Source organism: Paracoccus sp. Arc7-R13, assembly GCF_004010775.1.
GTDB classification, from domain to species: Bacteria; Pseudomonadota; Alphaproteobacteria; order Rhodobacterales; family Rhodobacteraceae; genus Paracoccus; species Paracoccus marcusii.
Window position 1 is genome coordinate 787,316 of the sequence record NZ_CP034810.1, and the last position, 16,853, is coordinate 804,168.

Annotated in this window: 21 protein-coding genes; 10 read left to right on the top strand and 11 right to left on the bottom strand. The window is 68.1% G+C overall.

All coding sequences use genetic code 11. The features are described 5' to 3' along the window. Positions 1–14: 14 nt before the first annotated feature. Complete coding sequence (locus EOJ32_RS03900; RefSeq protein ID WP_064503561.1) at positions 15–167, top strand: aa3-type cytochrome c oxidase subunit IV; 153 nt, start codon at positions 15–17, stop codon at positions 165–167. A gap of 16 nt (positions 168–183) precedes the next feature. Then, positions 184–807, top strand: coding sequence for a hypothetical protein (locus tag EOJ32_RS03905; protein ID WP_127897763.1), 624 nt, complete (start codon positions 184–186; stop codon positions 805–807). Here EOJ32_RS03905 and EOJ32_RS03910 read toward each other — a convergent pair. Next, positions 795–1,121: an AzlD domain-containing protein gene (locus EOJ32_RS03910; RefSeq protein ID WP_045983097.1), complete on the bottom strand. Its 327-nt coding sequence runs from the start codon at positions 1,119–1,121 to the stop codon at positions 795–797. The two genes, EOJ32_RS03905 and EOJ32_RS03910, sit on opposite strands and share 13 nt — an antisense overlap. Further along, entirely contained in the window at positions 1,102–1,899 is a 798-nt protein-coding gene (locus tag EOJ32_RS03915; protein ID WP_084693827.1) for an AzlC family ABC transporter permease, read from the bottom strand. The genes EOJ32_RS03910 and EOJ32_RS03915 overlap by 20 nt, the downstream gene beginning before the upstream one ends. 70 nt (positions 1,900–1,969) lie before the next feature. On the opposite strand from EOJ32_RS03915, the gene EOJ32_RS03920 reads away from it, so the two are divergent. Continuing rightward, positions 1,970–2,446: an N-acetyltransferase gene (locus EOJ32_RS03920; protein ID WP_052714859.1), complete on the top strand. Its 477-nt coding sequence runs from the start codon at positions 1,970–1,972 to the stop codon at positions 2,444–2,446. Here EOJ32_RS03920 and EOJ32_RS03925 read toward each other — a convergent pair. Next, complete coding sequence (locus tag EOJ32_RS03925; protein ID WP_240542487.1) at positions 2,443–3,372, bottom strand: hypothetical protein; 930 nt, start codon at positions 3,370–3,372, stop codon at positions 2,443–2,445. The genes EOJ32_RS03920 and EOJ32_RS03925 overlap by 4 nt on opposite strands. A 4-nt stretch (positions 3,373–3,376) precedes the next feature. Beyond that, positions 3,377–3,847, bottom strand: a complete 471-nt coding sequence (greA, locus tag EOJ32_RS03930; protein ID WP_046000775.1) for a transcription elongation factor GreA — start codon at positions 3,845–3,847, stop codon at positions 3,377–3,379. A 245-nt stretch (positions 3,848–4,092) separates the two neighbouring features. Between greA and EOJ32_RS03935 the strand changes: the two genes are divergently transcribed. Beyond that, complete coding sequence (locus EOJ32_RS03935) at positions 4,093–5,748, top strand: electron transfer flavoprotein-ubiquinone oxidoreductase (RefSeq protein WP_046000776.1); 1,656 nt, start codon at positions 4,093–4,095, stop codon at positions 5,746–5,748. Between the two features lie 94 nt (positions 5,749–5,842). Here the strand turns inward: EOJ32_RS03935 and EOJ32_RS20035 are convergent, their stop codons facing one another. Further along, positions 5,843–5,998 carry a hypothetical protein gene (locus EOJ32_RS20035; RefSeq protein ID WP_164871392.1) on the bottom strand — a complete coding sequence of 52 codons (156 nt, stop codon included), beginning with the start codon at positions 5,996–5,998 and terminating at the stop codon, positions 5,843–5,845. Between the two features lie 249 nt (positions 5,999–6,247). Between EOJ32_RS20035 and EOJ32_RS03940 the strand changes: the two genes are divergently transcribed. Both EOJ32_RS03940 and EOJ32_RS03945 read left to right on the top strand, forming a co-directional pair. Then, complete coding sequence (locus EOJ32_RS03940) at positions 6,248–6,469, top strand: hypothetical protein (protein ID WP_127897766.1); 222 nt, start codon at positions 6,248–6,250, stop codon at positions 6,467–6,469. Between the two features lie 173 nt (positions 6,470–6,642). Further along, on the top strand, positions 6,643–6,858 hold the full coding sequence (locus tag EOJ32_RS03945) for a hypothetical protein (RefSeq protein ID WP_127897767.1): 216 nt from the start codon (positions 6,643–6,645) through the stop codon (positions 6,856–6,858). Positions 6,859–6,869: 11 nt separating this feature from the next. Here the strand turns inward: EOJ32_RS03945 and EOJ32_RS03950 are convergent, their stop codons facing one another. From EOJ32_RS03950 to EOJ32_RS03960, 3 genes are read right to left on the bottom strand one after another with little or no spacing between them, the layout of a single operon-like run. Next, on the bottom strand, positions 6,870–7,244 hold the full coding sequence (locus EOJ32_RS03950; protein ID WP_127897768.1) for a response regulator: 375 nt from the start codon (positions 7,242–7,244) through the stop codon (positions 6,870–6,872). A gap of 32 nt (positions 7,245–7,276) precedes the next feature. Next, entirely contained in the window at positions 7,277–8,722 is a 1,446-nt protein-coding gene (locus tag EOJ32_RS03955) for a sensor histidine kinase (protein ID WP_127897769.1), read from the bottom strand. Next, complete coding sequence (locus tag EOJ32_RS03960) at positions 8,719–10,236, bottom strand: ATPase domain-containing protein (protein WP_205963176.1); 1,518 nt, start codon at positions 10,234–10,236, stop codon at positions 8,719–8,721. Before EOJ32_RS03960 ends, EOJ32_RS03955 begins: the two co-directional genes overlap by 4 nt. Positions 10,237–10,559: 323 nt before the next feature. On the opposite strand from EOJ32_RS03960, the gene EOJ32_RS03965 reads away from it, so the two are divergent. The 3 genes from EOJ32_RS03965 to EOJ32_RS03975 are packed head-to-tail and all read left to right on the top strand — an operon-like array spanning position 10,560 to position 13,715. Continuing rightward, the gene (locus tag EOJ32_RS03965) at positions 10,560–11,018 is read left to right on the top strand and encodes a (2Fe-2S)-binding protein (RefSeq protein ID WP_045983882.1); all 459 of its coding nucleotides are present in this window, start codon (positions 10,560–10,562) and stop codon (positions 11,016–11,018) included. After that, complete coding sequence (locus tag EOJ32_RS03970) at positions 11,015–13,318, top strand: molybdopterin cofactor-binding domain-containing protein (protein ID WP_127897770.1); 2,304 nt, start codon at positions 11,015–11,017, stop codon at positions 13,316–13,318. Before EOJ32_RS03965 ends, EOJ32_RS03970 begins: the two co-directional genes overlap by 4 nt. Positions 13,319–13,328: 10 nt before the next feature. Beyond that, positions 13,329–13,715, top strand: a complete 387-nt coding sequence (locus tag EOJ32_RS03975; protein ID WP_127897771.1) for a hypothetical protein — start codon at positions 13,329–13,331, stop codon at positions 13,713–13,715. Positions 13,716–13,730: 15 nt separating this feature from the next. On the opposite strand, the gene EOJ32_RS03980 is transcribed toward EOJ32_RS03975, so the two are convergent. Next, on the bottom strand, positions 13,731–14,060 hold the full coding sequence (locus EOJ32_RS03980; protein WP_127897772.1) for an L-rhamnose mutarotase: 330 nt from the start codon (positions 14,058–14,060) through the stop codon (positions 13,731–13,733). After that, positions 14,057–14,899, bottom strand: a complete 843-nt coding sequence (locus EOJ32_RS03985) for an amidohydrolase (RefSeq protein ID WP_127897773.1) — start codon at positions 14,897–14,899, stop codon at positions 14,057–14,059. The genes EOJ32_RS03980 and EOJ32_RS03985 overlap by 4 nt, the downstream gene beginning before the upstream one ends. Before the next feature lie 96 nt (positions 14,900–14,995). On the opposite strand from EOJ32_RS03985, the gene EOJ32_RS03990 reads away from it, so the two are divergent. Further along, positions 14,996–15,922: an aldo/keto reductase gene (locus tag EOJ32_RS03990; protein WP_127897774.1), complete on the top strand. Its 927-nt coding sequence runs from the start codon at positions 14,996–14,998 to the stop codon at positions 15,920–15,922. On the opposite strand, the gene EOJ32_RS03995 is transcribed toward EOJ32_RS03990, so the two are convergent. Next, positions 15,919–16,821 carry a GntR family transcriptional regulator gene (locus tag EOJ32_RS03995; RefSeq protein WP_127897775.1) on the bottom strand — a complete coding sequence of 301 codons (903 nt, stop codon included), beginning with the start codon at positions 16,819–16,821 and terminating at the stop codon, positions 15,919–15,921. The two genes, EOJ32_RS03990 and EOJ32_RS03995, sit on opposite strands and share 4 nt — an antisense overlap. Between the last annotated feature and the right edge of the window lie 32 nt (positions 16,822–16,853).

The following is a 16,853-nucleotide window of genomic DNA, read 5'->3' on the forward strand; positions in this document are numbered from 1 at the left end:
CCGATGGGGCAGTGATGGCCGACTACGACAACAAACCCGAAGCGACCCAGGGAACGATGGACCTGACCGACCACAAGAAGACCTTCGCGGGCTTCATCCGCGGATCCACCTGGGTCATCGTCGGATCGCTGGCGGTCCTGGTCTTCATGGCCCTGACGAACGCCTGATCGGACGGGCGGGGACATGAAGCGACGCGTCTTCCTGGCGGCCACGCTGCCGGTCGTGCTGACCGCCTGCGGAGCCGACAACATCTGGGCCAGTGACGAAGCCGTGCGCGACGCGCGCTATGTGTCCGCCACGCCGACCTCGATCACGCTGTTCACGGTGATCGGCATCCCGCGCGGCGAGGGGGGCCATTCGGCGCTGATGTTCAACGGCAGCCAGCGCGTGATCTATGATCCCGCCGGCAGCTGGAGCCATCCGCGCATTCCCGAACGGCGCGACGTGCTTTACGGCATCACCGACAACTTCAAGAACTTCTACATCGATTACCACGCGCGCGAGACCTATTGGGTGGCCGAGGACACGATCCTGGTTCCGCGCGAGGTGGCCGACCTGGCGATCCGCCGGGCCGAGGCCAACGGTTCTGCCAACAAGGGCTTTTGCGCGATCGAATCGGGCAACGTCCTGTCCGGCGTGCCGGGGTTCGAGACGGTGCCGCGGGGGTTCTCTCCGCTGAAGCTGCGTGAATGGTTCCTGCGCCAGCCGGGCGTGGTGTCCAAGCGTCACTATGACGGCGACCCGGCCAACAACCACGACGTCCTGCTGCGCCAGAAGGACGGGACGATCGGCGGTTACAGAAGGTAAAGCAGGCCCGCCAGCGTGATGCCCCCGGCCAGGATGGCCAGCATCACGTTGCGGGTCAGCACGCCCACCGCCACGGTCGCGGCGGCGGCGGCCATGCGGGCCGGATCGGCGTTGCCGCCGGTCGCGGCGGGCCAGACGACCAGCGGCGCGACCAGCGCGGGCAGCACCGCCACCGGGGTATAGCGCAGCATCCGCAGCATCCAGTTCGGCAGGTCGCGGTCGCCCAGCGCGCCCAGGAACGACCAGCGGATCAGGTAGGTGCCGACGCCCAGCACCGCGATGATGACCCAGATCTCAGTCGCGGACGCCTGCATCGCGCGCCTCCTTGCGTTCGGTGCGGATCTCGACCAGGGCGCCGGTGGCCATGCCCAGGGGCGCGGCGATCAGCAGGCCCAGCCCCGACGGCAGCCCCGCCAGCGCCAGCGCCGCGACGATCGCGACAAAGCAGGCGGCCAGATGCGCAGGCGTGCGCAGCATCGGCGCGATCATCGCCAGGAAGGTGATGGGCATCGCGAAATCCAGCGCGATCCCCTCGGGGATGGCCTGGCCCACGGTGGCGCCCGCCCAGGTGGCGATCATCCACGGCACGCACAGAACCAGCGCCGTGCCGCCGAAATAGGCCAGCCGCTGCGCGATGGTCAGGCGCGGATACTGTTCGTAATGCTGGATCGACAGCGCATAGCTTTGGTCGATCAGCGCATAGGCGACCCAGGCCTTGTGGCCGGGTGTCGCGTCCCGCAGCCACGGCAGCAGGGACGCCGAATACATCGCCATGCGCAGGTTCACCGCCAGCCCGGACAGGATCACGATCAGCGCCGGCGCATTGTCGGTCAGCAGCTGCACCGCCGTGAACTGCGACGCGCCCGCCAGGACCAGCACCGAAAACCCCATGACCTGCGCCAGGTTCAGCCCGGCCTCGGTCGCGACCACGCCGAACAGCACCGCAAAGGGCACGATCACCACCAGGAAGGGCAGCGACTGGACGATGCCGTGGCGGAACGCGGCGGCCGGCGTCCGGGCCAATACGCGGATTGCCGCCTGATCGGCGGCGGCTTGCCGGGCCGAGGGCCTGGGTTCGGGAGCGGGGGACATGGCGCTTTCGTCTTCCTGCGTTTCGCGGCACCTTGCTTGCACGACACGCAAGGCAAGACAAGGCCAGCCGATGCAGATCCTGCACCCGATCCCCGACAGCCTGCTGCCCGCCGCGGCGGCGCTGTGGCGCGCGCATTTCGGGCGCGGACGCTGGCCTGCGCGGGTCCGCGCCGGGCATGGCGTGGTGGCGGTGGATGCATCCGGGGCGGTCTGCGGGGTGATGGGTCTGCGCGACGGTGCCGGCGGGTTCGCGCAGGGCGGCGCGGGGCTGTCAGGCTGGCTGTTCCGCGCGGCGCCGCCCACGGGCGATCTGGTCATCGACGGGCTTGCCGTCACTGACACCCGGCAGGGCACGGGGCGCGCGTTGATCGAGGCGGGGGCGCTGGTCGCCGCCCGCGACGGCCGCCCCGGCCTGCGGGCCGAGGTGCGCGCCCGCAACCGGGGCGCGCTGGCCTTCTACGACAGGGTGGGGTTTTCGGACCGGGGGCGGGGCCGGTATGGCCTGCCCTGGTGGGGGCAGGTCCATCTGCTGCACCTGAGCGTCTAGCCGAAGACGCCCGACACGCGGCCCAGCAGCATGAAGGCGCGCGACGACCGGCTGTCGGCCAGCACGGCGATCTGCAGGTCGTCCAGTTCCGGTACCAGGCGGGCCGTCAGCCCGTCGAAATGGCGCAGGAAGTGATGCGCGGTGTCGCGAAAGATCTCGTCCTCGCGCAGCATGGTGGCGGCGATCTCCAGCGCGGGCTGGTGGTGGATGCCGCCCAGGGCAGCGACGGCGCTGCCGCGTTCACCGGCGGCATAGCGGCGCCAGACCTCGGGGCGGGCCATCTCTGGCGGCAGGTCGTCCATGTAGACATCCTGGCCCGCCATCAGCGTCACGACATCCTGCGCGGCGCGCAGCACCTTGGAATGCGCGGGATCCTTCAGCGCGTGACGCAGGGCGTCGATCGCGTCGACATCGTCGGGGCCGTCGGGAAAGTTCAGCGCCCGGATCAGGGTCGTGGCGTCCACCGGGGCGCCCTGGGCCTCGAACCGCAGGGCGGCCTGGCGCTGATCGGCGGTCTGGCGGGGCTTGGGCAGCGGGGCGGCGGGGCGCGGCGCGGCGGCCGGCTGCGGTTCGGCGGGGGCTGCGGCGGGGGCGGCTGCGGCGCGGGGGGCGGGCGGCGGCAGGTCGTCCACCGGGGCTGCCTCGCCGCGCAGATGCGTCAGTCGGGCGCGCAGGTCCTCGGCCTCGGCGCGCAGGATGGCCAGCTGGCGGGCCAGCGCCACGCCCAGCCAGATCAGCGCCAGCGGCAGGACCGTCCCCATGATCGAGACGAGGCGCGCCACGCCCGACGGGCCGCCATCGGTGCCCGCGGGCCCAAGCAGCCAGAACAGCGCGACCAGGAACAGCCAGACGCCGGTCAGGGTAAAGCCGACCGTGGTCAGGCGGTCGCGGTTGGCCAGGCTGGCGATGCGTGCAATCAGGGACATGGCGTCATCCGTACCGGATCTCGACGATTTCATAGCTGCGCTGGCCGCCGGGGGTGGTCACCTCGACGCTGTCGCCCTCGTCCTTGCCGATCAGCGCGCGCGCCAGCGGAGAGCGGATGTTCAGCAGCCCGCGCTCGATGTCGGCCTCGGCCTCGCCCACGATCTGATAGTTGCGCTCTTCCTCGGTGTCCTCGTCGATCAGCTTGACGCGGGCGCCGAACTTGATGCTGCCCGACAGTTTCGCGGGGTCGATGACCTCGGCGCGCGACAGCAGGCTCTCCAGCTCCTTGATGCGCCCCTCGACGAAGCCCTGCTTTTCACGGGCGGCGTGGTATTCGGCGTTCTCCGACAGGTCGCCATGTTCGCGCGCTTCGGCAATGGCGCGGATGATGGCGGGACGTTCCTTGGATTTCAGCTGCCCCAGTTCGCGTTCCAGCGCTGCCGCGCCGGTGGGGGTCATCGGTATCTTTTCCATCGCTGCCCTGGTCCTTGTTGGGATGCGTTTGTCCTGCGGGTGCCAAACCAACGCCCCTGCCATTGCGGAATGGCAGGGGCGCGGAAGCTGATCGGGGACATGGTCACCAAAATGACGCTCAATGCAAGCCTGCATGGCCCGAATCGCGCAATCGCACGCGGCCAACCGCCGCGTCACGATTGCCCCCGCCCGCCGGGGTCGCTATCTGTTTGGCAGCCAGATTGCCACGGAGGGGGCCCCAGCACATGACAGACCAGACCGAGATCGTTCGCGAATCGATGGAATACGACGTCGTGATCGTGGGCGCGGGGCCGGCGGGCCTGTCGGCCGCGATCCGGCTGAAGCAGATCGACGCCGAACTGTCCGTCGTGGTCCTGGAAAAGGGCTCGGAGGTGGGCGCCCACATCCTGTCGGGTGCCGTTCTGGACCCCTGCGGGCTGGACCGGCTGATCCCCGACTGGCGCGACAAGGGCGCCCCGGTCACCACCGAGGTGACCGACGACAACTTCTATGTCCTGGGCGAGGCGGGGCAGGTCCGCGTGCCGAACTGGCCGATGCCGCCGCTGATGTCGAACCACGGCAACTACATCGTCAGCATGGGCAATGTCTGCCGCTGGCTGGCCGAACAGGCCGAGGCCCTGGGGGTCGAGATCTTCCCCGGCATGGCCGCCAGCCAGGTGGTCTGGGACGGGGATCGCGTGAAGGGTGTCGTCGCCGGAGAGTTCGGTCGCGAACCCGATGGCAGCATCGGCGACGGATACGAGCCGGGGATGGAACTGCACGGCAAGTACGTCTTCATCGCCGAAGGCGTGCGCGGCAGCCTGGCCAAGCAGATCGACGCGCGGCTGAACCTGTCGGCCCATGGCGATCCGCAGAAGTTCGGCCTGGGCATGAAGGAGATCTGGGAGGTCTCCCCTGACAAGTTCCACAAGGGTCGCGTCGTGCACACGATGGGCTGGCCCCTGGGCAAGAATGCCGGCGGCGGCAGCTTCATTTATCACCTCGAGAACAACCAGGTTCTGGTCGGCTTCGTGGTCCACCTGAACTATGCCAATCCGTACCTGTATCCCTACATGGAGTTCCAGCGCTTCAAGCACCATCCGATGGTCGCGGACCTCTTGGAGGGGGCCAAGCGCATCAGCTATGGCGCCCGTGCCATCACCGAGGGCGGCTGGCAGTCGCTGCCGCAGCTGTCCTTCGACGGCGGCGTGCTGCTGGGCTGTTCGGCGGGCATGGTCAACGTGCCGCGCATCAAGGGCAACCACAACGCGATGATCTCGGGGATCGAGGCCGCCGATGCCGCCGCCGCCGCGATCAAGGCGGGGCGCGAGGGCGACCGGCTGACCGATTACGACGGCGCGGTGCGCGGCGGTGCCATCGGTGCCGACCTGAAGCGCGTGCGCAACGTCAAGCCGATCTGGTCGCGCCTTGGCCTGTCGGCCAGCCTGATGCTGGGTGCGGTGGACATGTGGACCGCCAATCTGACCGGCTGGAACCCCCTGGGCACCTGGAGCCACGGCAAGTCGGACGCCGCCGCCACCGGCAAGGCGCGCGATCACAAGCCGATCGACTATCCGCGCCCGGACGGCAAGCTGTCCTTCGACCGGCTGACCAACGTGGCGTTTTCCTTTACCAACCACGAGGAAAGCCAGCCCTGCCACCTGAAGCTGCGCGACCCGTCAGTACCGATCGCGGTGAACCTTCCGGAATATGCCGAACCCGCGCAGCGCTATTGCCCCGCAGGCGTCTATGAGGTGGTCGAGGATGCTTCGGGCCCGCGCTTCGTCATCAATTTCCAGAACTGCGTCCACTGCAAGACCTGCGACATCAAGGATCCCAGCCAGAACATCGTCTGGACGACCCCGCAGGGCGGAGACGGGCCGAACTATCCCAACATGTGACCGTGGTCCGATAAGGCAGGTCGAGGCGGGTTCCTTGTCCCGACCTGCCGGTGGCTTGCAGCCTTGCGCCCCGTGCCGGGGCGGCTTGGCCCATCTAGCCGCTGCGGCAGGTTCCGGCCCTTGGATCAGGGGCAACCCTCAGGTCGCTGTCACAGGCGATCTTTCGGGCACGGGACCGGGTCTGCGCATCCTCGCAGGTCTGGACCATCTTTTGCAGGATGGCGCAGATCTGGGGGTCGATGATCGTCATGACATGCTCCTCTTCGTCAGAAATGCACGCAAAGCGTGTATTGAACCATACGGTTCGGTCATTTGGCCAGACCAAACTCACCCGGTCGGCAGATTGTCGTAGGCGCGGGCGCCGCGATCGCAGTCCGGGCAGATGGCTGTACAAATAGCCAAGTGCGCAAAATGGACAAACGGGGGTACACACATCGTGTAGTTGTTCGAGGTATCGAGTATGCAAGGTGTTCCGACGGAAACGACGTTTCGGCTGTCCATGTCCGACAAGGACTGGGAGATCATCGACACGGCGCTGACGGCTTATTCCCACAATGCGGTCTATCGCGACCTGCGCGACAAGCTGGACATGCAGGTCGCCATGGTCCGCGCGCTGGACGGTGCGACGCGCAGCGCCAAGGTCGCCGGCCACCGCGACGCACGCGACGACAGGGCGCGGACCCCGGCCGGGCCGCGTCAGGATCGCCGCTCGACCGCATAGGCCGGCGGGGTCGCGATCAATCGAGGCAGGGCCGTCTGCGATGCAGGGCAGGCGGCGTCGGCGCCTGGACGGTGTCTGACCTGGGTACGCTTTGCCTTCGAAATCACTTGATGGCAGGTGGCATTCGGTATCCAACTCTACGGATCAAAGCATCGCGCAGGAGGTGGCAAGTTATGCCCCGTATGACGCTGACGGGAATGCCGGGGCACCACCCGGTCGTTCTCAGTTTCGAGGCCGACACCCGGTTCACCATCGAGAACGGACCCGAGGGGGCGACCATCCTTGGCCTGCATCGGCAGGGGTCCCAGCAGATCGTCCATGTCCGCGAGACGCGCGATCAGATCATCGCGGCCCGCGCGGCAGCGCTGTCGAACGCTCCGTCCCGCTAACACGCAGGGCGTCAGGCCGGATCGCCGGACATCTGGTGCAGGGCGTCGATGATCTGGTCCGTGGGATAAGGCTTTGGAAAGAACCGCGCACCGGGCGGCAGGTCGGCGTCCCTGACGCCCAGGATCCCCGACGCGACGATGATGCGGATGTCGGGCCAAGTGGCGCTGACATGGGCGGCCAGCTTCAGGCCGTTCATCGATCCGGGCATCTCGACATCGGTGAACAGGATGGCGATGTCGGAGGTGCCGTTCAGCGTGGCCAGCGCGGCGTCGGCAGACTTGGCCTCGTAGGTCCGAAAGCCCGCGTCGTGCATCATGTCGACGGCTTCCATCCGGATCAGGATTTCGTCCTCGACGACAAGGACGGCGTTGCGGGGCTGGGACATGATGGTTCTTCCGGGGATGGGGTGGCGGACGCTCAGTCCTGCTGCGTCAGGCCGGTCAGCGGTGATGTCAGTTCGAAACGCAAACCGCCGGGGTCATAATCCAGTTCCGCGATCCCGTCGAAGTATCCCGCAAGGGCCTGTTCGATCATCCGGCTGCCAAAGCCCTGACGGCGGGGCGGGGTGACGGTCGGCCCGCCATGTTCCTGCCAGGACAGGCGAAAGCCGATAGGCTCCGCATGGTCGTCGCGGTCCCACCGGACCTGGACATGGCCCGTCTCGACGGACAGGGCGCCGTATTTCATCGCGTTGGTGGCCAGTTCGTGTAGCGCCATGGTCAGGGCCAGCGCCTGCTTGGACCCCAAGGCCAGGTTCGGCCCCGCGACCCGGAAGCGGTCCGCGCTCATGCGGTGGGGGCCCAGGGCCGCCTCGACCACCTCGGTGATGGCGGTTTCTGTCCAGGTCGCCTTGACCAGGCGGTCATGGGCCCGCGCCATGATGCCGATGCGCGACTGGATGGACATGCGGGCCTGGTCCAGCGTCTCGGCCTGGCGCAGGGTCTGCGAGACGATGGAATGCACCATCGCCATCGAGTTCTTGACCCGGTGGTTCATCTCTCCCAGCATCAGCTGAAGCTGTTCCTCGACCACCTTGATGCGGTTGATGTCCGTGCAGCTGCCGTACCAGCGGGTGATCCGCCCCGTCGCATCGCGGACCGGCTTGGCGCGACCCAAGACCCACCGGTATTCGCCGGACCGGTGCCGCAGGCGATACTCGATCTCGTAGGGCTGGCCGGTCTCCAGGCTTTGACGCCAGCGCGCCCATGTGCGGTCCTGATCGTCGGGATGGAACATCCCGGCCCAGGCCTCGCCGTCGGTCGAGCCTTCGGGCACGCCGGTGAATTCGTACCAACGGTGGTTGTAATAGTCGTGAAAGCCGTCCGGGCGGGTCGACCAGATCATCTGGTCGACGGAATCGGCGATGGCGTGGAACTTGGCCTCGCTGTCGTGCAGCTGCGCCTCGCGGGTCTGCAGCTCGTGCATGCGGTCGCGCGCCTCGTACTGCCGCGCGCGGGCCTTGAGGGCAGAGCGGACCGCGCGCACCAGCTCCTCCGCGTGCAGCGGTCGCGACAGCACCACCCCGTTCTGCAGCGCGTCGATGCGGGCCTTGGCCCGGTCCGATCGATGCCGCGACGTCCCGTTCGCCAGAACGATGAAAGGAACGTCCGACCAGGACGGCTGATCGGCCAGGGCCTGCTGCAGCAGCCCCTCATCCGCGGCGACCAGCGCCTCCTCGGTGACCAGGGCCACGCCGATGGTCACACCGACCAGCCCCGCCAGCGCGGGCAGGTCCCGCGCCTGGACCGACGCGATGCCGACCTTGTCCAGCAGCGCCGCGGCCACGGCGGCGTCGCGGCCCCGCGGCGCCAGGATCGCCACCGCCAGGGCCAGGTCGTCGCGCGCGGCCGACCGGTCGGTCACCGTGCCCGGTCCCTCTGCGGATCGGTCGCCATCAGGTCGTTCTCGGTGCCCACCAGCACCGGGGTCCCGGACAGGATGCCCGAAAAGCCCCGGATCGGTGCGCCGATGACGATGCCGCCCCCGTCGATCCGCAATTCGCGGATCGTGCGTTCGTGGTCCGACGTGCGCGTCTTGATGACCGCGATCGACTTCCGCACCTCTCCGTCGGCCTCGAAAAAGCGCAGCATCATCATCGTGTCGGCCAGATAGCTGATGTCCAGGTCCGACCGCAGGTCGCCCGTCACCCCGTGCTGACCCAGGATCATCAGCGAGACCACGCCCTGCTGGGCCAGGTAGCTGAGCAGTTCGTGCATCTGCAGCACCAGGAAATTGTCGCTTGGCATCGCGTGCAGATAGGCGTTCAGGCTGTCGATCACGACCAGTCCGACATCGTCCTTCTCGACCGCGCTGCGGACGGCGCTGGCGAACTCTCCGGGGGACAGTTCGGCCGGGTCGATCTGGCGGATCGTCAGCAGGCCGGCGTCGATGAACGGCTGCAGGTCCATGTTCAGCACCCTGGATCGGGTCATCAGCGTGGCCAGCCGTTCGTCGAACAGAAAATAGGCCGCCTTCTGGCCACGCTGCAGGGCCGAGATCATGCAGCGCACGGCGGTCGTCGTCTTGCCCACCCCGGCAGGCCCCGCCAGCAGCGTGTTGGTTCCGGGAAACAGGCCGTCGCCCAGCAGCGCATCCAGACCGGCAAGCCCCGTGGTCACCGGTTCGGCCGAAAAGCGGCGGTGGTGATCGGCCGCGATCAGGCGCGGATAGACGCGGATGCCGCCGCGTTCGATGGTAAAGTCGTGATAGCCGCCGTGATATTTCAGGCCGCGCATCTTGACGACCCGCAGCCTGCGGCGCTCCGAGCCGAAATCGTTGGCCAGCTGCTCCAGCGAGATGACGCCATGCGCGATCGAGTGCAGCTGCAGGTCGCCGGGTTCGGCCGTGCGGTCGTCCAGCATCAGCACGGTGCAGTTCCGGCGCGCGAAGAAATGCTTCAACGCCAGGATCTGGCGGCGATAGCGCAGCGGGTTCTGCGCCAGCAGGCGCAGTTCCGACAGGCTGTCCAGCACCACGCGCACCGGGTCGGTCCGGTCCACCAGATCGAAGATGCCGCGCACCGTCTCTCCCAGCTCCACCTCGCTGGGATGCAGAAGCGACTGTTCGTGGTCGATGCCGAACTCGTCTTCGGCGATCATCTCGAAGACGTCGATGCCGTCCAACGTCAGGTCATGCGACCGCGCGACGGCCCGAAGTTCGGTCTCGGTCTCGGACAGGGTGATGTAGAGGCCGCGGTCACCCGCCTGGCGCCCCTCCATCAGGAATTTCAGCGCCAGCGTGGTCTTGCCCGATCCGGGCGTGCCCTCGACAAGATAAAGCCGCGATGGCGTCAGCCCGCCCAGCAGCACGGCATCCAGGCCGGGGGTTCCGGTGCGAAAGCGCGCGTCGGTGTCCGCGCCTGCTGTTTCCTGGCTCATCTGCTGTCCCATGCCTTGGATGGTATCGGCCCGTGCGCGCCCCGGACACAAGGCGGATTCCTGTCCCGACCGGGTGCCGGTCGTCAAGCGCCAAAGGCGCAGTCTGATCGTCACGCCTAATCCGTCGCCGCGGACAGCTCCACCTGATAAAGGATGGTCCTGGCACGGGACCGGTGCCTGGACCGGGCTCAATGCCTTTCCGGACCATGCCGGCAACTGACGCGCGATTTTTCGGGAACCCAGTTTACCGAAGGGCGTTGCCCTTGACGGTCACATGCGCGCACGACGCCGACCGGCCCTGATCCGAAAGCGAGGAAGCCATCATGATCACCCTGACCGTGAACGGGACGGAACACAGTTTCGATGGCGATCCCGAAATGCCGCTGCTGTGGTACCTGCGCGACGAATTGGGACTGACCGGCACCAAGTTCGGCTGCGGCATTGCCCAATGCGGTGCCTGCACGATCCATCTGGACGGCTATCCGACCTTTGCCTGCATCACCCCCATCTCGATCGCGGACGGGTCGGACGTCCGCACGATCGAAGGTCTGGCCGAGAACGGCGACCACCCCGTGCAGGTCGCCTGGCGTGACCTGAACGTGTCGCAATGCGGTTATTGCCAGGCGGGGCAGATCATGCAGGCCGCGGCGCTGGTGGATTCCACCCCCGACCTAACCGACGAGGACATCGACACGGTGATGAGCGCGAACCTGTGCCGCTGCGGTACCTATCCGCGCATCCGTGCCGCCATCAAGCAGGCCGCCGAAGCGAGGACCGAATGATGTCGAACCGCGTCCCCGAATCCCTCCGCATCGCCAATGTCAGCCGCCGGTCCCTGCTGTTGGGCATGGGGGCCGGCAGCTTGGTCCTTGCGATCGGACTGCCCCGCCCGGGCCGCGCGCAGGACGCGCCGGTTCAGTTCGGCGCCGACGCGATGCCCAACGGCTGGCGTGACGATCCGAACGTCTTCGTCTCGATCGCCGAGGACGGTATCGTCACCGTCACTGTCCACCGTTCCGAGATGGGGCAGGGTGTGCGCACCTCGATCGCGATGGTCGTGGCGGACGAGCTGGAGGCCGACTGGGACATGGTCCGCGTGACCCAGGCCCCGGGCAACGAGCCGCGCTATGGCAACCAGGACACCGACGGCTCGCGCAGCCTGCGGCATTTCTTCGGCCCGATGCGCCGTGCCGGGGCCTCGGCGCGGACCATGCTGGAGCAGGCGGCGGCAGAAGCGTGGGACGTGCCCTTGTCCGAAGTGCGCGCCGAGGGGCATGTCGTACGTCATGCCGGATCGGACCGCACGATGGGCTTTGGCGAACTGGCCGCCGCCGCCGCTGCCCTGCCGGTTCCCGACCGCGACGGCCTGCGCCTGAAGGACCCCGCGACGTTCCGTTACGTCGGCAAGGCCGATATCGGGCTGGTCGACAATGACGACATCACCCGCGGCACCACGACCTATGGGATCGACGTGCGCCGCGAAGGGATGCTGTATGCCGTCATCGCCCGCCCGCCGGTCTTTGGCGGCAGTGTGGCCAGCCTGGACGACAGCGCCGCCCTGCAGGTGCCCGGGGTCGAGCGCATCGTGCGGCTGGACCCGCCCGCCATCCCCGCGGAATTCCAGCCGCTTGGCGGTGTCGCGGTCATTGCCCGCAACACCTGGGCCGCCATCAAGGGGCGCGAAGCGCTGGTCATCGAATGGGAGGACGGGCCGCATGCGGCCTATTCCTCGGATGACTTCAGGGCAGAGCTTGAGGCGGCGGTGCAGACCGGCGACGGCAAGCTGATCCTGAACCGGGGCGACGTCGACGCGGCCCTGGCCGAGGCAGAGACCCGCGTGGTCGCCGAATACTATATCCCCCACCTGGCGCAGGCCCCGATGGAGCCGCCCGCCGCCGTGGCCGATGTGCGCGACGGGTCCTGCGAAGTCTGGGCCTGCGTGCAGGCGCCGCAGGTCACCCGTCTGCGCCTGGCGCAGCGGATGGAACTGCCCGAGGAGGACGTGACCGTCAACGTCACCCTGCTGGGCGGTGGTTTCGGCCGCAAGTCCAAGCCCGACTTCGTGCTGGAGGCCGCGATCCTCAGCCGCGAGATGGGCGCCCCGGTCAAGCTGACCTGGACGCGCGAGGACGACCTGCACCACAGCTATTACCACACCGTCTCGGTCGAGCGGCTGGAGGCGGGGCTGGACGCACAGGGCAAGGCCGTGGCCTGGCTGCACCGCACCGCCGCCCCCACGATCGGGTCGATCTTTGCCCCCGACCCCAAGGAGAAGCTGCCGTTCGAGTTGGGCATGGGGCTGACCAACATGCCCCTGGACATCCCCAACGTCCGGGCCGAGAACCCGCAGGCCCCGGCCCATGTGCGCATCGGCTGGTACCGATCGGTGTCCAACATCCCGCACGCCTTCGCGATCCAGTCCTTCATCGCAGAACTGGCAACCGCGGCAGGCCGCGATCCGCTGGAATACCTGCTGGAGACGATCGGCCCCGCCCGCCTCATCGACCCAAGCGAGATCGGCGATGTCTGGAACTATGGCGAGGACCCGGCGCGCTATCCCATCGACACCGGACGGCTGCGGGCGGTCACCGAAACCGTGGCCGAGGCGATCGGATGGGGTCGCCAGATGCCCGCCGGCAGCGGCCTGGGCATCGCCGCGCATTACAGCTTTGTCAGCCATGTCGCCGTGGCGGCCGAGGTCGAGGTCGTGGACGGCGCGGTGCGCATTCCGCGCGTCGAGATCGCCATCGACTGCGGCGCGCATGTCAATCCCGACCGCATCCGCTCTCAGATGGAGGGGGCGGTCATCATGGGCGCGGGGCAGGCCCTGACGGCCGAGATCACCTTCCAGGACGGGCGTGCGCAGCAGGACAATTTTGATACCTACCTGATCCCCCGCATGGAGACCGCGCCGCGGGAGATCAACGTGCATCTCGTGTCTTCGGGTGGCTATGACCAGCCTTTGGGGGGCGTCGGGGAACCGGGCCTGCCGCCCGTCGCCCCGGCCATCGTCAACGCGATCTTTGCCGCGACGGGCACCCGCATCCGCCGCCTGCCGGTGGCCGATCAACTTCGCAGCTGAGGACATGTCCATGACCCTGAAACAGATGCTTCTGGCCGGCGGCCTTGCTGTCTTGGCCGGTCCGGCGCTGGCGGATTGCGCCGACCGGATCACCTTCCTCGAAGAGGCGCTGGACGATGCGTCGCGGCTGGCCATCTCGGCCTCGACAGGCGGGCAGGGGGTCGCGGGCGCCCGCGAGGCCCAGGCCGTGACCGAGGAGACGGCAGAGGAACCCGTGCCCTATCAGGACGACGCCGCCGCGGCGGTCGAGGAGGCCGACGAGGCCGGGGACGGTGGCGAGGAGCTGATCGAGGCGCGTGCCCGCCTGGGCGAAGCCCGCACCCTGGCCCAGGATGGGGACGAGGAGGCCTGCACCCGGCAGATCAAGGAGATCCTTGTCGGTCTGATCGACGGGTGACCCGGCAGGCGCGGCCTAGTCCGAATGGAACACCTCGGTCAGGCCCGCCCACCATTCACCAGGAGCCCGCGTGTCCAACGGGCGCTGCATCGGGCCGCACAGCGCCCACCAGTCGCGCGTCACCGGATCGGCGGCAATGGCCGCATCATCCGCCGCGAAATCGGTGCCGCGATATTCCCAATAGCTGAACAGCAGGTTCTCTGGCCGGCGCAGGAAGATCGAATAGTTGGTGATATGCGACCGCGACAGCCGGTCCAGCACCGCGGGCCAGACATCGGCATGCAGGCGGGTGTATTCGTCGATCCGGTCCGGATCGATCCCGATGACATGGGCCATGCGTTTCATGGGCGCTGTTCCTTCGCGTCAAGGTCATAGAAGCGGATGGCCGTCTGCCCAAAGACCTGCGCTCGATCGGTATCGGACAGGGCCGCGCACAGGGTCTGCGCGACCTGCAGCCAATCGGCATAGGTGCCCGCAAGCTCCAGCACCGGCCAGTCGCTGCCCCACATCAGCCGTTCGGGGCGGAAGGCCTGCAGGACATGGTCGAAGACCGGGCGCAGGGTGTCTGCGGACCAGCCGGGCCCGAATTCGTTGGCCAGCCCCGACAGCTTGCAGACCACCTGCGGGTGGGCGGCCAGGGCGTCGATGCCCCGGCGCCAGTCCGGTCCGGCGTCCGTGCCGTCAAAGACGGGCTTGGCGCAGTGATCAATCACGATGGGCAGGGACGGCACCCGCCCGGCCAATTCCTCGATGACGGGCAGGTGGCGGGGCGTGATCAGCGCATCCAGCCGCAGCCCGGCCCCCGCGACCTGCCGCAGGGCGTCGATCACGCCGTCCTGCAGGATCCACCGGGTGTCGTCGATATCCTGCAGCATCGGGCGGATGCCGCGCAGCGCAGGGTGGGCGATTCGCGACAGCTGGGCGGCCACATCGACGGTCAGGTCGATCCACCCGACGACGCCGCGGATCAGCGGCGACCGGTCGGCCAGCCCCAGCAGGAACAGCGTCTCGTCCAGCGTGGGGGCGGCCTGGACCAGCACCGTGCCGGTGACCCCGGACGCCCGCGCCAAGGGTTCCAGATCCGCAGGCAGGATGTCCCGCCGGATGGGTGCAACCTGATCGGTCATCCAGCCGTAATCGCCCCGGGCGATCCGCCAGAAATGCTGATGGGCGTCGATGATCACGGGAATGTCCTTGCCGGGTTGTGTCTCTAATCATAATAAACCGTATGGAGGCGGTCGTGGCGTGTCAACGCCCGACCCGGGGGGACAGGAGGCGGCATGAAGACCATCAGGATCGGCCGGACAGGGGTGGAGATCACCCCCATCGCGTTCGGCTGTGCCAGCATCGGCAACCTGTATCGCGAGGTCGCGGAGGAGGACGCGCAGCAGGTTCTGCAGGCGGCATGGGATGCGGGGATCCGCTATTTCGACACGGCGCCCCATTACGGGCGCGGCCTGTCCGAACAGCGGTTGGGGCGGTTCCTGACGAGCAGGACGGGGGCCGTTCTGTCGACCAAGGTCGGGCGCGTCCTGACCCCAGCCGCCGCGCCGATCCCCGAGGCCGACAGCTATGTCCGCCCCGCGCAGAACGACGTGCATTACGACTATTCCGGTGACGGGATCGAGGAGAGCCTGGAGCAGAGCCTGGACCGGCTTGGCGTCGCGCGGGTCGACATCGTCTATGTCCACGATCTGGGCACCTATACCCATGGCACCGACAACGACCGGCATCTGCAGGCGTTCCTGGGGTCCGGGTATGAACGACTGGTCCGGCTGAAGGAGGCCGGCCGCATCGGCGCATTCGGTCTTGGCGTCAACGAAACCGAGATCTGCCTGCGGGTGATGGATCACGGGCCCCTGGACGTGATCCTGCTGGCGGGGCGGCTGACCCTGCTGGACCGTTCGGCCGAGGACGCTTTGGTGCCGCGCTGTCGCGTGGCCGGGACCAGTCTGGTGCTGGGCGGGATCTTCAACTCCGGCATCCTGGCGACCGGGCCCGTGGCTGGCGCGACCTATGATTACGGCCCCGCCCCGCAGCAGGTGCTGGACCGTGTGGCTGCCCTGCAGGATCAGGCCGCCGCGCAGGGGATGCCGCTTGCGACCGCGGCGTTGCATTTCGCGCGCGACCATCCCGCGGCGGCGGCGGTGCTGCTGGGCACGGCCAATCCGGCGACCTTGCGCCGCAACCTGGAGGTCCTGCGCTAACCCAGGTCGTGATGGCGCAGGGATGACAGCAGCGTCGATTTCGACGTGCGCAGGTGCTGGCGCGCGGCATCCAGCGCGCGGCCGGCGTCGCGGGCCTCCAGCGCGTCGATGATCGCCAGGTGTTCCTGGATCGCGGCGCCGTTGCGCTGCTTTTCCTGCGTCTTGTCCCACATGTAGTGATAGTGGAAGATCAGCGAGATGACCTTCTGGAACTCGGCCACGAAGCGGTTGCGGACGACGGCGTTGATGGCCTCGTGGAACGCCTCGTCCAGCTTGGAGAACTCGTGGAAATGCGTGTCGATCTGGTCCGCCAAGGCCAGGTGCTGGACGCGCAGCGTGGCCAGCCGTGGCCAGACGGGGTGATCGACCGGCGCCTCGACCAGCTTGGCGATCGCGTCCAGTTCCAGGACCAGTCGAAAGTCCGACAGCTCGACCGCGAATTCCTTGGTGAAGCCGCGCAGCATCCAGCCGCCCTTGGGCCTGCGTGCGACCAGACTGAACCGGCTGAGCCCGGCCAGGAACTCGTTCAGCTGATGCTGGGTGACGCCGAAGGTCCGCGCCAGCTCGGCCACCGACAGCGGCGTTTCGGCAGGCACGTCGAAGCGCAGGATCCAGTCCAGGAACCGCTGCTCCAGCGCCTGCAGACCGTCGGCGGCGCGGATCACGGCGATCCGGTCGTCCTGGTCCGGCATGCGCAGCACCCGCTTGGCCCGCCCGTCCAGCGCGATCACCCCCAGCTCCGCCAGCCGCGCCAGGCAGCGGCGGACGACGGTACGGCTGACCCCGGCGATCTCGCTCAGCGCGGCCTCGGCGGGCAGGTCGGCCCCCGGGGTCAGGGTCGCGCAGTGGTCCAGAAGGCGATTGTACGCCTCGCGATAGCGGGTGTCGCTGCGGGCCATGGTGGGGTTTCCTCGGGTCAGGCGGTTCTTGT

Excerpts from the sequence above, each read along its gene's own strand:
- EOJ32_RS03970 (WP_127897770.1), top strand. The coding sequence starts at position 11,015 with ATGATGTCGAACCGCGTCCCCGAATCCCTCCGCATCGCCAATGTCAGC.
- greA (WP_046000775.1), bottom strand. The coding sequence starts at position 3,847 with ATGGAAAAGATACCGATGACCCCCACCGGCGCGGCAGCGCTGGAACGC.
- EOJ32_RS03980 (WP_127897772.1), bottom strand. The coding sequence starts at position 14,060 with ATGAAACGCATGGCCCATGTCATCGGGATCGATCCGGACCGGATCGAC.
- EOJ32_RS03975 (WP_127897771.1), top strand. The coding sequence starts at position 13,329 with ATGACCCTGAAACAGATGCTTCTGGCCGGCGGCCTTGCTGTCTTGGCC.
- EOJ32_RS20035 (WP_164871392.1), bottom strand. The coding sequence starts at position 5,998 with ATGACGATCATCGACCCCCAGATCTGCGCCATCCTGCAAAAGATGGTC.
- EOJ32_RS03920 (WP_052714859.1), top strand. The coding sequence starts at position 1,970 with ATGCAGATCCTGCACCCGATCCCCGACAGCCTGCTGCCCGCCGCGGCG.
- EOJ32_RS03945 (WP_127897767.1), top strand. The coding sequence starts at position 6,643 with ATGCCCCGTATGACGCTGACGGGAATGCCGGGGCACCACCCGGTCGTT.
- EOJ32_RS03935 (WP_046000776.1), top strand. The coding sequence starts at position 4,093 with ATGACAGACCAGACCGAGATCGTTCGCGAATCGATGGAATACGACGTC.
- EOJ32_RS03965 (WP_045983882.1), top strand. The coding sequence starts at position 10,560 with ATGATCACCCTGACCGTGAACGGGACGGAACACAGTTTCGATGGCGAT.
- EOJ32_RS03950 (WP_127897768.1), bottom strand. The coding sequence starts at position 7,244 with ATGTCCCAGCCCCGCAACGCCGTCCTTGTCGTCGAGGACGAAATCCTG.
- EOJ32_RS03905 (WP_127897763.1), top strand. The coding sequence starts at position 184 with ATGAAGCGACGCGTCTTCCTGGCGGCCACGCTGCCGGTCGTGCTGACC.
- EOJ32_RS03995 (WP_127897775.1), bottom strand. The coding sequence starts at position 16,821 with ATGGCCCGCAGCGACACCCGCTATCGCGAGGCGTACAATCGCCTTCTG.
- EOJ32_RS03900 (WP_064503561.1), top strand. The coding sequence starts at position 15 with ATGGCCGACTACGACAACAAACCCGAAGCGACCCAGGGAACGATGGAC.
- EOJ32_RS03990 (WP_127897774.1), top strand. The coding sequence starts at position 14,996 with ATGAAGACCATCAGGATCGGCCGGACAGGGGTGGAGATCACCCCCATC.
- EOJ32_RS03960 (WP_205963176.1), bottom strand. The coding sequence starts at position 10,236 with ATGAGCCAGGAAACAGCAGGCGCGGACACCGACGCGCGCTTTCGCACC.
- EOJ32_RS03940 (WP_127897766.1), top strand. The coding sequence starts at position 6,248 with ATGTCCGACAAGGACTGGGAGATCATCGACACGGCGCTGACGGCTTAT.
- EOJ32_RS03915 (WP_084693827.1), bottom strand. The coding sequence starts at position 1,899 with ATGTCCCCCGCTCCCGAACCCAGGCCCTCGGCCCGGCAAGCCGCCGCC.
- EOJ32_RS03910 (WP_045983097.1), bottom strand. The coding sequence starts at position 1,121 with ATGCAGGCGTCCGCGACTGAGATCTGGGTCATCATCGCGGTGCTGGGC.
- EOJ32_RS03925 (WP_240542487.1), bottom strand. The coding sequence starts at position 3,372 with ATGTCCCTGATTGCACGCATCGCCAGCCTGGCCAACCGCGACCGCCTG.